Source organism: Streptomyces sp. UW30 (assembly GCF_008042075.1).
Taxonomy (GTDB): domain Bacteria; phylum Actinomycetota; class Actinomycetes; order Streptomycetales; family Streptomycetaceae; genus Streptomyces.
Genome location: NZ_RDBN01000005.1, coordinates 1,120,957 through 1,133,667, shown reverse-complemented (window position 1 = coordinate 1,133,667; position 12,711 = coordinate 1,120,957). Strand labels below are relative to the sequence as shown.

Annotated in this window: 11 protein-coding genes; 3 read left to right on the top strand and 8 right to left on the bottom strand. The window is 68.6% G+C overall.

Annotated elements, in window-relative coordinates:
• The first annotated feature begins 88 nt into the window (after window positions 1–88).
• A complete protein-coding gene (gene gabT, locus EAO75_RS06910) occupies window positions 89–1,423 on the top strand; it encodes a 4-aminobutyrate--2-oxoglutarate transaminase (RefSeq protein ID WP_147994063.1) in 1,335 nt (444 codons plus the stop codon).
• Between the two features lie 468 nt (window positions 1,424–1,891).
• Complete coding sequence (locus tag EAO75_RS06905; protein WP_410092205.1) at window positions 1,892–2,479, top strand: phosphatase PAP2 family protein; 588 nt, start codon at window positions 1,892–1,894, stop codon at window positions 2,477–2,479.
• On the opposite strand, the gene EAO75_RS06900 is transcribed toward EAO75_RS06905, so the two are convergent.
• The 8 genes from EAO75_RS06900 to EAO75_RS06865 all read right to left on the bottom strand — a co-directional run bounded on the left by EAO75_RS06900 (window position 2,418) and on the right by EAO75_RS06865 (window position 12,043).
• Entirely contained in the window at window positions 2,418–4,208 is a 1,791-nt protein-coding gene (locus tag EAO75_RS06900; protein WP_187284323.1) for a chitinase, read from the bottom strand. The two genes, EAO75_RS06905 and EAO75_RS06900, sit on opposite strands and share 62 nt — an antisense overlap.
• Window positions 4,209–4,277: 69 nt before the next feature.
• Window positions 4,278–4,721: a hypothetical protein gene (locus EAO75_RS06895; protein ID WP_147994062.1), complete on the bottom strand. Its 444-nt coding sequence runs from the start codon at window positions 4,719–4,721 to the stop codon at window positions 4,278–4,280.
• Between the two features lie 113 nt (window positions 4,722–4,834).
• Window positions 4,835–6,262, bottom strand: a complete 1,428-nt coding sequence (locus EAO75_RS06890) for an NAD(P)/FAD-dependent oxidoreductase (protein WP_147994061.1) — start codon at window positions 6,260–6,262, stop codon at window positions 4,835–4,837.
• A 22-nt stretch (window positions 6,263–6,284) separates the two neighbouring features.
• A complete protein-coding gene (locus tag EAO75_RS06885; protein WP_147994060.1) occupies window positions 6,285–7,085 on the bottom strand; it encodes an ABC transporter permease in 801 nt (266 codons plus the stop codon).
• The gene (locus EAO75_RS06880) at window positions 7,086–8,015 is read right to left on the bottom strand and encodes an ABC transporter permease (protein WP_147994059.1); all 930 of its coding nucleotides are present in this window, start codon (window positions 8,013–8,015) and stop codon (window positions 7,086–7,088) included. It abuts the gene before it with no gap.
• Complete coding sequence (locus tag EAO75_RS06875) at window positions 8,015–9,178, bottom strand: ABC transporter ATP-binding protein (protein WP_147994058.1); 1,164 nt, start codon at window positions 9,176–9,178, stop codon at window positions 8,015–8,017. Before EAO75_RS06875 ends, EAO75_RS06880 begins: the two co-directional genes overlap by 1 nt.
• A 7-nt stretch (window positions 9,179–9,185) precedes the next feature.
• A complete protein-coding gene (locus EAO75_RS06870; protein ID WP_147994057.1) occupies window positions 9,186–10,433 on the bottom strand; it encodes a PotD/PotF family extracellular solute-binding protein in 1,248 nt (415 codons plus the stop codon).
• A gap of 74 nt (window positions 10,434–10,507) precedes the next feature.
• The gene (locus tag EAO75_RS06865) at window positions 10,508–12,043 is read right to left on the bottom strand and encodes a gamma-aminobutyraldehyde dehydrogenase (RefSeq protein WP_147994056.1); all 1,536 of its coding nucleotides are present in this window, start codon (window positions 12,041–12,043) and stop codon (window positions 10,508–10,510) included.
• A gap of 167 nt (window positions 12,044–12,210) precedes the next feature.
• On the opposite strand from EAO75_RS06865, the gene EAO75_RS06860 reads away from it, so the two are divergent.
• Window positions 12,211–12,711, top strand: a 501-nt coding sequence (locus EAO75_RS06860) for an NADAR family protein (protein ID WP_147994321.1), incomplete at its 3' end; no start/stop codon positions are given.

Here is a 12,711-nt window from a genome sequence, read left to right as displayed (position 1 = left end):
CACATGGAGCATGCCCACCCCCCACTCCCCGCCCTAGCCTGCGAGAAAAGAACGAGACAAGCGTCAGCAAAACCCCCAGGAGCCCCTCATGAGTGCACTTCCGCAGGAGCGCCGCGTCGTCACCGCCATCCCCGGTCCGAAGTCGCAGGAGTTGCAGGCCCGCCGTACCGCCGCGGTCGCGCAGGGCGTGGGCTCCGTGCTGCCCGTGTTCACCGCGCGCGCGGGCGGCGGCATCATCGAGGACGTCGACGGCAACCGGCTGATCGACTTCGGTTCGGGCATCGCCGTGACCTCCGTCGGCGCCTCCGCCGAGGCCGTCGTACGCCGGGCGTCGGCCCAGCTCGCGGACTTCACCCACACCTGTTTCATGGTCACGCCGTACGAGGGGTACGTCGAGGTCGCCGAGGCCCTCGCCGAGCTGACGCCCGGTGACCACGCCAAGAAGTCCGCGCTGTTCAACTCCGGCGCCGAGGCCGTCGAGAACGCCGTCAAGATCGCCCGTGCGTACACCAAGCGTCAGGCCGTCGTCGTCTTCGACCACGGCTACCACGGCCGGACCAACCTCACGATGGCGCTGACCGCGAAGAACATGCCGTACAAGCACGGCTTCGGTCCGTTCGCGCCCGAGGTCTACCGGGTGCCGGTGGCGTACGGCTACCGCTGGCCGACCGGTGCGGACAACGCCGGCCCCGAGGCCGCCGCGCAGGCCATCGACCAGATCACCAAGCAGGTCGGCCCGGACAACGTCGCCGCGATCATCATCGAGCCGGTGCTCGGCGAGGGCGGCTTCATCGAGCCGGCCAAGGGCTTCCTGCCGGCGCTCAGCAAGTTCGCCTCGGACAACGGCATCGTCTTCGTCGCGGACGAGATCCAGTCCGGCTTCTGCCGCACCGGCCAGTGGTTCGCCTGCGAGGACGAGGGCATCGTCCCGGACCTGATCACCACCGCCAAGGGCATCGCCGGTGGCCTCCCGCTCGCCGCCGTGACCGGCCGCGCCGAGATCATGGACGCCGCGCACGCGGGTGGCCTGGGCGGCACCTACGGCGGCAACCCGGTCGCCTGCGCCGGTGCGCTCGGCTCCATCGAGACGATGAAGGAGCTCGACCTCAACGCCAGGGCGAAGGCGATCGAGGCCACGATGAAGGCCCGCCTCACCGCGATGGCCGAGAAGTTCGACATCATCGGCGACATCCGCGGCCGTGGCGCCATGATCGCCATCGAGCTGGTCAAGGACCGCGCCACCAAGGAGCCGAACCCGGAGGCGACCGGCGCGCTGGCCAAGGCCTGCCACGCCGAGGGCCTGCTGGTCCTGACCTGTGGCACTTACGGCAACGTGCTGCGCTTCCTGCCCCCGCTGGTCATCGGCGAGGACCTGCTGAACGAGGGCCTCGACATCATCGAGCAGGCCTTCACCCGCATCTGAGGTCACAGCGAAACCACTGGTGGGAGACGGGGTTCACACCCCGGGAACCCCATGAGCCCCAGCCCTGACGACTCCGTCGATTCCGGGGCTGGGGCCGCGTTAGTCAGAGCGTGTGAAGAAGGTGTGCGAGGTGGATGTCAGGACGCGATTGCGTCTGTCTAACGCCTTCGCCCTGTCGTAGGTTCTAACCAGATGAGAGATACACCCCGCCCAGAGGGGACTCTGGGCGACATCAGGCCGTGGCCTCCCCAGCTTCGACCTGGTCGTGCCCTCGCGCACACACCCGGAGCTTCCGGCTCCGGATCTCCTCACCGATCGGACAGTCGCCCGCCCCAAACCCCCCGGGGCGCGCGACCTTCCGATCCGGACGGCCGCCTCGGAACCACCCCCCCTGTTCCGGGGCGGCCGACCTCCCTCTTCCTTCTTCTCGGGCTTCCGGCCCTTCTCTTCGCGTTCATCACCTGGCAGGTGGTGGCCGACGGCCCGCTGGTCGACCTCGACGAGGCGGCCGGCCGGGCCCTGATCCACCCCGACCGCCTCTCCGAGCTCCTCGCCGACCTGGGCAATATCCCGGTCGCGGTGCCGGCGATGGCGGTCGTCCTGCTGTACGTCACCTGGCGGCATCGCCGCATTGGTACACACCACTGGTGGTTGTCGGCCGCGTCGGCCGCCCTCCTCATGGCCCTGGTCCCGGCCCTGATCGTCCCCCTCAAGGAACTGACCGACCGGCCGGGCACCCCGGCCGTGCCGCCCGCGACGGGCTACTACCCGTCGGGGCACACGGCCACGGCCGCCGTCGCGTACGGCGCCGCGGCCCTGCTCCTCCTCCCCTGGCTGCGCTCCGCACTCGCCCGCCGCACTCTCCTCGCCGTGTGCGCCGCCCTCAATCTCGGCGTCGGCTTCGGGCTGGTCCGGCGCGGCTACCACTGGCCACTGGACGTCGTGGCCAGTTGGTGCCTGTGCACGGTGCTCCTGTCGCTGCTGTGGCTGTTCCTCAGCCGAAATAGCCGTCGAACGTCCGCTGGAACTCCCAGTTCGAGTAGCGGTCCCAGTTGATCGACCACGTCATCAGGCCGCGCAGCGCCGGCCAGGTGCCGTGCGTGGCGTACGAGCCGCAGTTCGTCTTCTTGGTGAGGCAGTCCAGGGTCTTGGTGACCTCGGCCGGGGAGACATGGCCGTTGCCCGCGTTGGTCGATGCCGGCATGCCGATGGCGACCTGGTCGGGGCGCAGCGGCGGGAAGACGTTGCTCGCGTTGCCCGCGACCGGGAAGCCGGTCAGCAGCATGTCGGTCATGGCGATGTGGAAGTCGGCGCCGCCCATGGAGTGGTACTGGTTGTCGAGGCCCATGATCGGGCCCGAGTTGTAGTCCTGGACGTGCAGGAGCGTCAGATCGTCGCGCAGGGCGTGGATGACCGGGAGGTACGCCCCCGCCCTCGGGTCCTGGCCGCCCCACTGGCCGGTGCCGTAGTACTGGTAGCCGAGTTGGACGAAGAAGGTCTCCGGGGCCATCGTCAGCACGAAGTCGTCGCCGTACCTGGCCTTCAGGGTCTTCACGGCCGAGATGAGGTTGACGATCACCGGTGTCTTCGGGTTCTTGAAGTCCGTGTCGTCGGCGTTCAGGGACAGTGAGTGGCCCTCGAAGTCGATGTCCAGGCCGTCGAGTCCGTACTCGTCGATGATCTTCGAGACCGACGTCACGAAGGTGTCCCGCGCCGCCGCGGTGGTCAGCTGCACCTGGCCGTTCTGGCCGCCGATCGAGATCAGCACCTTCTTGCCGGCCGCCTGCTTGGCCTTGATGGCCGCCTTGAAGTCGGCGTCGGACTCGACGTTCGGGCACTCCGTCACCGGGCAGCGCTCGAAGCGGATGTCGCCCGAGGTGACCGAGGTCGGCTCGCCGAAGGCCAGGTCGATGACGTCCCAGCTGTCGGGGACGTCGGCCATGCGGGTGTAGCCCGAGCCGTTGGCGAAGCTCGCGTGGAGGTAGCCGACCAGGGCGTGAGCCGGGAGTTCCACGGGGTTGCCGGTGCCCGCGGTCGTCGTCGCGGTCACCGTGGCCGACTTCGCCGACTCGCCCGCGTCGTTCACCGCGGCGACCTGGAAGCTGTATGCCGTGGAGGGCGAGAGCCCGGCGATCGTGGCCGAAGTGCCGGTCACCGTCTGGACTTTGGCACCGTCGCGGTAGACGGCGTAGCCCGTCGCGCCGGTGACCGCCGACCAGGACAGGGCGACGCTGGACGAGGTGGTCGCGCCCGTCTTCAGGCCGGTCGGCGCGGCGGGCGGCTGGCCGGCGTCCACGCCGGGGCCGACGAGGGATATGTCGTCGGCGTTGTAGGCCCCGGTGCCGTACCAGCCGTGGGTGTAGAGGGTGACGCGGGTGGTGGAGGGGCCGGTGCGGAAGGTCGTCGTGAGCTGCTGCCAGGAGGGGGCGGACTGGGTCCAGGCGGAGACGTCGGTGGTGCCGGTGCCGCTCGCGCCGAGGTAGACGTAGGCGCCGCGGACGTATCCGGACAGGGTGTACTGGGAGTCCGGCTTCACGGTGACGGTCTGTGCGCACCGGGCGTTGTCGCTGCCGGCCGGGGTGGCCTGGAGTGCGGAACTTCCGCTGCGCACAGGCGTGTTGACGGTCGTACCGGCCGTGCAGGTCCAGCCGTCGAGGCCGGATTCGAAGCCGCCGTTGCGGGCGAGGTCCGCGTCGGCCGCACGGGCGGCCGACGAGAGGGCGGTGACGCCGGGCAGGGTCAGTGCCGCGGCCGTCAGGAGGGCCAGAGGTCTGAAGCGATCCACAAGTGCCTCCAGGCATGGGGGAAATGGAGGGTGGAGCCGCACATAACCTGGTCCAGACCAATCTTTCTGTCAAGAGTCGGCGAGACCCGCCGCCGCCTCGTGCATGGCCAGTTCGAGGAGTGCCGGGTCATGGAGGGTGCCGGTGCCGTCCGGCGGGACCAGCCAGCGGATACCGCCGGTGGAGCGGCCCGGGTAGGGAACGACGATCCAGGTGCCGGCCCCGGCCGTACGGATGCCGGTGCCGAGCCAGCGGGCGGCCGTGCCGGGCGGCACGAAGAAGCCCATGCGTGAGTCGCCGAAGTCGACCAGGACCGGGCCCAGTTGGTCGATGATGCGGGTGAGCACATCGAGGGTCGGATAGCCGAGCTCACCCGGCAGGATGAGTACGTCCCAGGCCTTGCCGGCCGGCAGCAGGGTGACCCCGAGGGGATTGCGCTCCCACTCCCAGCGGCAGGCCTCGGGGTTCGGAGCCACGGATGCCAGCCACTCGACCGCCGTCTTCGCCCCTGTCATGGCGGTGACCTCCCTTTTCTTCGTGGACGCTGGTCGCGTCACGAGGGAGAGGGAGGTCACCCGGTTTGCATTACGCGGGTTCGCGAGATGGATTCAAAGTGATATGGATCACATTAACTGTCAAAGCCCAGGCCCAGCCGGTCCATCGCCTTCAGCCACAGATTGCGCCGCCCGCCGTGCGCGTCCGCGCGGGCCAGCGACCACTTCGTGAGGGCGATGCCGGTCCAGGCGAAGGGCTCCGGTGGGAAGGGCAGCGGCTTCTTGCGGACCATTTCGAGCTGTGTGCGCTCGGTCTGCTCCCCCGCGAGCAGGTCCAGCATCACGTCCGCGCCGAACCGGGTCGCCCCGACGCCGAGCCCCGTGAAACCGGCCGCGTACGCCACCTTGCCCTGATGGGCCGTGCCGAAGAACGCCGAGAAGCGCGAGCAGGTGTCGATCGCGCCACCCCACGCGTGCGTGAAGCGGGTGCCCTCCAGCTGCGGGAAGCAGGTGAAGAAGTGCCCGGCGAGCTTGGCGTACGTCTCCGGGCGGTCGTCGTACTCGGCGCGCACCCGGCCGCCGTACGGGTAGACGGCGTCGTAGCCGCCCCACAGGACGCGGTTGTCGGCGGAGAGGCGGAAGTAGTGGAACTGGTTCGCCGAGTCGCCGAGGCCCTGGCGGTTCTTCCAGCCGATCGAGGAGAGCTGGTCCTCGGTGAGCGGCTCGGTCATCAGGGCGTAGTCGTAGACCGGGACGGTGTAGGCGCGCACCCGCTTGACCAGGTTCGGGAAGATGTTCGTGCCGAGCGCGACCTTGCGGGCGCGGACCGAGCCGTACGGAGTGCGTACGGCCATCCCCGCGCCGTACGGCTTCAGGGTCAGGGCGGGGGTGTGCTCGTAGACGCGGACACCGAGGTCCAGGCACGCCTGCTTCAGGCCCCACACCAGCTTGGCCGGATTGACCATGGCGACGCCCCGGCGGTCGTACAGACCCGCCTGGAATGTCGGTGAGTCGACTTGTGCCCGTACCGCTTCGGTGTCCAGGAACTCGATGCCCTCGGCGAGGCCCTTGTCCCGCAACTCCTCGTACCAGTCGCGCAGTTCCCGCGCCTGGTACGTCTCGGTGGCGACGTCGATCTCGCCGGTGCGCTCGAAGTCGCAGTCCAGGGAGTAGCGGGCGACCGCCCTCTCGATCTCGTCGAGGTTGCGGGCGCCCAGCTCCTCCAGCTGATGGATCTCGTCCGGCCAGCGGGTGAGTCCGTTGGGCAGACCGTGAGTGAGCGAGGCGGCGCAGAAGCCGCCGTTGCGGCCCGAGGCGGCCCAGCCCACCTCACGGCCTTCGACCAGGACGACATCCCGCTGGGGGTCGCGCTCCTTGGCGATGAGCGCGGTCCACAGTCCGCTGTAGCCGCCGCCGACGACCAGCAGGTCACAGGTCTCGGCGGTGGTGAGCGCGGGTTCGGGGTGGGGTCGGCCGGGGTCGTCCAGCCAGTACGGGACCGGCTGGGCGTCGGAAAGGGATTTCGTCCAGTGATTGCCAGAACTCATGGCGCTTGGGGCCATGATTTCAACTCCCTACAGGTGCTTATGCCTTTTGCTTCTTGCGGCGGTTTCCGATGGCCATGGAGGCCAGGACGAACAGTACGGCGATGATGAACATGGCCGTACCGATGACATTGATCTGAACGGGCGTTCCGCGCTGGGCCGAGCCCCAGACGAACATCGGGAAGGTGACGGTGGAGCCCGCGTTGAAATTGGTGATGATGAAATCGTCGAAGGACAGCGCGAAGGCGAGCATCGCGCCGGCCGCGATGCCGGGGGCGGCGATCGGCAGGGTGACCCGGACGAAGGTCTGGAACGGGCCCGCGTACAGATCCTGCGCGGCCTGCTCCAGCCGTGGATCCATCGACATCACACGCGCCTTCACCGCCGTCACGACGAAACTCAGGCAGAACATGATGTGCGCGATGAGGATCGTCCAGAAGCCGAGCTGAGCACCCAGGTTGAGGAACAGGGTGAGCAGCGAGGCGGCCATGACGACCTCGGGCATCGCCATCGGCAGGAAGATCAGCGAGTTGATGGCGCCCCGCGCGCGGAAGCGGTAGCGGACCAGCGCGAAGGCGATCATCGTGCCCAGGAGCGTGGCGCCGAGGGTCGCCCAGAACGCGATCTGGAGGCTGACCGACAGCGAGCCGCACAGGTCGGAGACACCGCACGGGTCCTGCCAGGCGGCCGTGGAGAACTCCTGCCATTCGTAGTTGAAGCGCCCCTTCGGTTTGTTGAAGGAGAAAATCGTCACGACGACGTTGGGCAGCAGCAGATAAGCAAGCGTCAGCAGTCCCGCGATAACGACGAGATTGCGCTTGAGCCAGTTGACGACGGTCATTTAAACCAGATCCTCCGTGCCGGACCTGCGGATGTAGAGCGTCACCATGACGAGGATGGCGGCCATGAGAATGAAGGACAGGGCCGCGGCCGTCGGATAGTCCAGGATCCGCAGGAACTGCGTCTGGATGACGTTGCCGACCATGCGGGTGTCGGTGGAGCCCAGCAGGTCCGCGTTGACGTAGTCACCCGCCGCCGGAATGAAGGTCAGCAGCGTGCCGGAGACCACGCCCGGCATCGACAGCGGGAAGGTGACCTTGCGGAAGGTGGTGCTCGGCCTGGCGTACAGGTCGTTCGCCGCCTCGTGCAGCCGTGGGTCGATGCGCTCCAGCGAGGAGTAGAGCGGCAGGACCATGAACGGCAGGAAGTTGTACGTCAGACCGCACACCACCGCGAGCGGCGTGGCCAGCACGCGGTCGCCCTCGGTCATCCCGAGCCAGCTGGTGACGTCCAGGACGTGCAGCGTGTTGAGAGCGCCGACGACCGGGCCGCCGTCCGCGAGGATCGTCTTCCAGGCGAGGGTGCGGATCAGGAAGCTGGTGAAGAACGGCGCGATCACCAGGATCATGATCAGGTTCCGCCAGCGGCCCGCGCGGAAGGCGATGAGGTACGCCAGCGGATAGCCGAGGACCAGGCACAGGATCGTCGCCGAGCCGGCGTAGAGCACCGAGCGCAGGAACTGCGGGTAGTAGTCCGACAGGGCGTCCCAGTAGGTCGCGAAGTGCCAGGTGACCTTGTAGCCCTCCTCCAGCGAGCCCGTCTGCACGGACGTGGAGGCCTGGTAGATCATCGGCAGCGCGAAGAAGACGACCAGCCACAGGATACCGGGCAGCAGGAGCCAGTACGGCACCAGGCGGCCGCGTTTGCGCGGCGGCTTCTTCTCGGGGGCCGTCGGGGTGAGAGGCGGGGGCGCCTCGGTGAGGGTCGCCATCAGACCGCCGCCTCTTCCTGGATGCCGGCGGAGCCCGTTGTCCCAGCAAGCAGGGACTGGGCGGCGTCGAGGCCGAAGGTGTGCGCGGGGTTCCAGTGCAGGACGACCTCGGCGCCGGGCACGAGCCGGGTGTCGCGGTCGATGTTCTGGGCGTAGACCTCGAACTCGGGGCAGACGGGGCTGTCGACGACGTACTGCGTGGAGACGCCGATGAAGGAGGAGTCGGCGATCCTGCCGGTGATGCGGTTGCGGCCCTCGGGTATCTCGCCCGCCTCGTCGGCATGCGTGAGGGAGATCTTCTCGGGGCGTACGCCGACCAGCACCTTGCCGCCGGTCGCCGTCGCCGCGCTGCACCGCTCCTCGGGGAGGACCAGCTTGCCGCCGCCCGCCTTCAGCACGATGTCGTCGCCGCTCTTGGAGTCGACCTCGGCCTCGATGAAGTTGGAGGTGCCGAGGAAGTTGGCGACGAAGGTCGTGCGCGGGTTCTCGTACAGGTCGGCCGGCGAGCCGAGCTGCTCGACGCGGCCCGCGTTCATCACGGCGACCGTGTCGGCCATCGTCATGGCCTCCTCCTGGTCGTGCGTGACGTGGACGAAGGTGATGCCGACCTCGGTCTGGATGCGCTTGAGCTCCAGCTGCATCTGGCGGCGCAGCTTGAGGTCGAGGGCGCCGAGGGGCTCGTCGAGGAGGAGCACCTTGGGGTGGTTGATCAGCGCGCGGGCGACGGCCACACGCTGCTGCTGGCCACCGGACAGCTGGTGCGGCTTCTTGCGGGCCTGCTCGCCGAGCTGGACGAGGTCGAGCATGTCCTCGACCTGCTTCTTCACGCTCTTGATGCCGCGCCGGCGCAGGCCAAAGGCGACGTTCTCGAAGATGTCGAGGTGCGGGAAGAGGGCGTAGGACTGGAAGACCGTGTTCACCGGCCGCTTGTACGGCGGGAGCGCGGTCACGTCCTGATCGCCGAGGTGGACGGTGCCGCCGCTGGGCTCCTCCAGGCCGGCGATCATGCGCAGCGTGGTGGTCTTGCCGCAGCCCGAGGCGCCGAGCAGGGCGAAGAAGGAGCCCTGCGGGACGGTCAGGTCGAGCGGGTGCACGGCGGTGAAAGAGCCGTAGGTCTTGCTGATGCCGGAGAGGCGGACGTCGCCGCTGGTGTCGTTCGTCATGGTGTGGTCACGCCCCTGTGAGCTTCGCGAACTTCTCTTCGTATGCCGTCTCTTCCTTCGAGCTCAGTGAGCGGAAGGCGCGGGACTGGGCCTGCATGGCCTTGTCGGGGAGGATCAGCGGGTTGTTCGCCACGTCCTCGTCGATCTTCGCCAGCTCTTCCTTCACACCGTCCACGGGACAGACGTAGTTGATGTAGGCGGCGAGCTCGGCCGCGGGCTTCGGCTCGTAGTAGAAGTCGATGAGCCGCTCGGCGTTCGTCTTGTGACGGGCCTTGTTGGGGACGAGCATGTTGTCGCTCGACGTCATGTAGCCGCTGTCCGGGATCAGGAAGTCGATGTCCGGGCTGTCGGCCTTCAGCTGGACGACGTCTCCGGCCCAGGCGAGACAGGCCGCGAAGTCGCCGCTGGTGAGGTCGGAGGTGTAGTCGTTGCCGGTGAAGCGGCGGATCTGCTTGTTGTCGACGGCCTTCTGCAGGCGGGCGATCGCCGCGTCGTAGTCGTCGTCGCTGAACTTGCCGGGGTCCTTGCCCATGTCGAGCAGGGTCATCCCGATGGTGTCGCGCATCTCGGTGAGGAAGCCGACGCGGCCCTTGAGTTTGGGGTTGTCGAGCAGGTCGGAGACCGTCTTCACCTCGACGCCGTCGAGCGCCTTCTTGTTGTAGGCGATGACGGTCGAGATGCCCTGCCAGGGGTACGAGTACGCCCGCCCCGGGTCCCAGTCGGGATCGCGGAACTGCTGCGAGAGGTTGGCGAAGGCGTGCGGCAGGTTGGACGGGTCCAGTTTCTGGGCCCAGCCGAGGCGTATGAGACGGCCGGCCAGCCAGTCGGTGAGCACGATGATGTCGCGCCCGGTGTCCTGGCCCGCCGCGAGCTGCGGCTTGACCTTGCCGAAGAACTCGTTGTTGTCGTTGATGTCCTCGGTGTACTTGACCTTGATGCCGGTCCGCTTGGTGAACTGCTCCAGCGTCGGGTGGTGCTTGCCGCTGTCGTCGACGTCCATGTACTCGGTCCAGTTGGAGAAGGAGATCTCCTTCTCCTTCGCCGAGTGGTCCTCGGAGGACGTGCCTCCCTCGGTCTTGCCGGCCGCGGGGATCCCGCAGGCGCTGAGCGTCCCCAGTCCGCCCAGCGCGAGCGCGCCGCCGGCGGAGGCGCGCAGCAGGGAACGGCGGGTCATGGCCGCCCGGCCATTGCGGAGGCTGCGCCGCATGGCGGCCACTTGGGCCGGTGACAGGCGGTCGGGCTCGTACTGCTCCATGCGCTTGGRGCCCTTTCGGGAGGGAGGGGGGAGGGCCGGCGTGGTCGGACGCACGGCCGTGCCCGCTGATCTGGCTATCGGTCCCCGAAGACGGTGCGGTGCCAGTCCTTCGCGGCGACCGCGGTGTTGTCGAACATGACGTGTTTGATCTGGGTGTATTCCTCGAAGGAGTACGCGGACATGTCCTTGCCGAAGCCGGACGCCTTGTAGCCGCCGTGCGGCATCTCGCTGATGATCGGGATGTGGTCGTTGACCCACACGCACCCGGCCTTGATCTCGCGCGTGGCACGGTTCGCCCGGTAGACGTCCCGGCTCCACGCGGAGGCGGCCAGGCCGTACGGGGTGTCGTTGGCCAGCCGGATCCCGTCATCGTCGCTGTCGAACGGCAGAACGACCAGTACCGGACCGAAGATCTCGGACTGCACGATCTCGCTGTCCTGAGCGGCGTCGGCGACGAGCGTGGGCAGATAGTACGCGCCGTCCTCCAGCTCCCCCTTCGGCGTGGCGCCGCCGGTGACCACGCGCGCGTAGGCACGCGCACGGTCGACGAAGCCGGCCACCCGGTCGCGCTGGACGTGGGAGATGAGCGGCCCGAGGTCGGTGCCCGGCGCGAACGGATCACCGAGCCGGACGCTCTCCATCAGGGCGGCGGTGCGCTCGACGAACGCCTCGTACAGCGGTCGCTGCACGTACGCGCGTGTGGCGGCCGTGCAGTCCTGCCCGGTGTTGATGAGCGAGCCCGCGACGGCGCCGTGGGCGGCGGCCTCGACGTCGGCGTCGTCGAAGACCAGGAAGGGCGCCTTACCGCCGAGCTCCAGGTGGATCCGCTTCACGGTCGCGGTGGCGATCTCGGCGACGCGCTTGCCGACGGCGGTGGAGCCGGTGAAGGAGGTCATGGCGACGTCGGGATGGCCGACCAGGTGCTCGCCGGCCTCCTTCCCGGTGCCCGTGATGATGTTGATGACGCCGTCCGGGATGCCGGCGTCGGTGGCCGCCTGCGCGAACAGGAGCGAGGTGAGCGGGGTGAGCTCGGCGGGCTTGAGCACGATCGTGTTGCCCGCGGCGATCGCCGGGAGGATCTTCCAGGCGGCCATCTGGAGGGGGTAGTTCCAGGGGGCGATGGAGCCGACGACGCCGATGGGTTCGCGGCGCACGTACGAGGTGTGGTCGCCTGAGTACTCACCGGCGGACTGACCCTGCAGATGCCGGGCGGCTCCGGCGAAGAAGGCGATGTTGTCGATGGTCCCCGGGACGTCGAACTCCCGGGTCAGCTTCAGCGGCTTGCCGCACTGCAGGGACTCCGCGCGGGCGAAGTCCTCGGCGCGTTCGGCGACGACTGCGGCGAAGCGGTGCAGCGCGTCGGAGCGCTCACCCGGGGTGGCCGCGGCCCAGGCGGGGAAGGCCTCGCGGGCGGCGGCGACCGCGGCATCGACGTCATCGGTACCGGCCAGGTCGTACGTGTACACCTCCTCGCCTGTGGCAGGGTCTACGACGGCGTGCGTACGCCCCGAGGTCCCCTTCGCCGGACGGCCCGCGATGTACTGCGCGCCGTCCGCGAAGCGGTCCTGCGCCGGGAATCGTTCCGGGGTGGCGGTGCCCGGGTTGTGCATGTCGCTCCCTCCGTGCCCCCGAGGGGGCCGGCGTGGCTCAGGCTCGATTTGAGTGCCGATCCTGACAGAGCAGAAGGACTCCAACAAGTGATTCCGTTGTTGCCTTTTGGTTACGCGACGGAATCTGTCGACCAGGTGTCGAGTTGGCCTGGAAAACCGAGGACGGAATGTCGGTGGTGCGTGCCAGACTCGGCCATATGGCGAAGATCGATTCTTGGGATGTCCTGATCCAGGCCGTCCGCTCGGGGGCGAGAGTCAGGTATCTGCACTTCTGGGGACACCGGCCGCTGCCCGACGGGCGGGTGGGCGCGAGCTGTCTGAGTCAGTGGTGGCCGTCGCCGTTCACGGTGGACGGGGTGTCCTACGCGACCGCCGAGCACTGGATGATGGCCGAGAAGGCCCGGCTGTTCGGGGACGGGGAGGCGGAGCGGCGGGTGCTGGCCGCGGAGCATCCCTCGCTGGCGAAGAAGGCCGGGCGGCTCGTGCGGGGGTTCGACGACGCGGTGTGGGAGCGGGAGCGGTTCCGGATCGTCGTCGAGGGGTCGGTCCACAAGTTCGCCGCGGATCCCGGGCTGGGGGCGTTTTTGCTGGGGACCGGGGAGCGGGTGCTGGTGGAGGCGAGTCCGGTGGACCGGGTGTGGGGGATCGGGCTTGCGGCGGGGGATGAC

What these genes read in the sequence shown, in the direction of transcription:
- gabT (WP_147994063.1), top strand. Translation starts at nt 89, where the DNA reads ATGAGTGCACTTCCGCAGGAGCGCCGCGTCGTCACCGCCATCCCCGGT.
- EAO75_RS06895 (WP_147994062.1), bottom strand. Translation starts at nt 4,721, where the DNA reads ATGACAGGGGCGAAGACGGCGGTCGAGTGGCTGGCATCCGTGGCTCCG.
- EAO75_RS06890 (WP_147994061.1), bottom strand. Translation starts at nt 6,262, where the DNA reads ATGGCCCCAAGCGCCATGAGTTCTGGCAATCACTGGACGAAATCCCTT.
- EAO75_RS06885 (WP_147994060.1), bottom strand. Translation starts at nt 7,085, where the DNA reads ATGACCGTCGTCAACTGGCTCAAGCGCAATCTCGTCGTTATCGCGGGA.
- EAO75_RS06880 (WP_147994059.1), bottom strand. Translation starts at nt 8,015, where the DNA reads ATGGCGACCCTCACCGAGGCGCCCCCGCCTCTCACCCCGACGGCCCCC.
- EAO75_RS06875 (WP_147994058.1), bottom strand. Translation starts at nt 9,178, where the DNA reads ATGACGAACGACACCAGCGGCGACGTCCGCCTCTCCGGCATCAGCAAG.
- EAO75_RS06870 (WP_147994057.1), bottom strand. Translation starts at nt 10,433, where the DNA reads ATGGAGCAGTACGAGCCCGACCGCCTGTCACCGGCCCAAGTGGCCGCC.
- EAO75_RS06865 (WP_147994056.1), bottom strand. Translation starts at nt 12,043, where the DNA reads ATGCACAACCCGGGCACCGCCACCCCGGAACGATTCCCGGCGCAGGAC.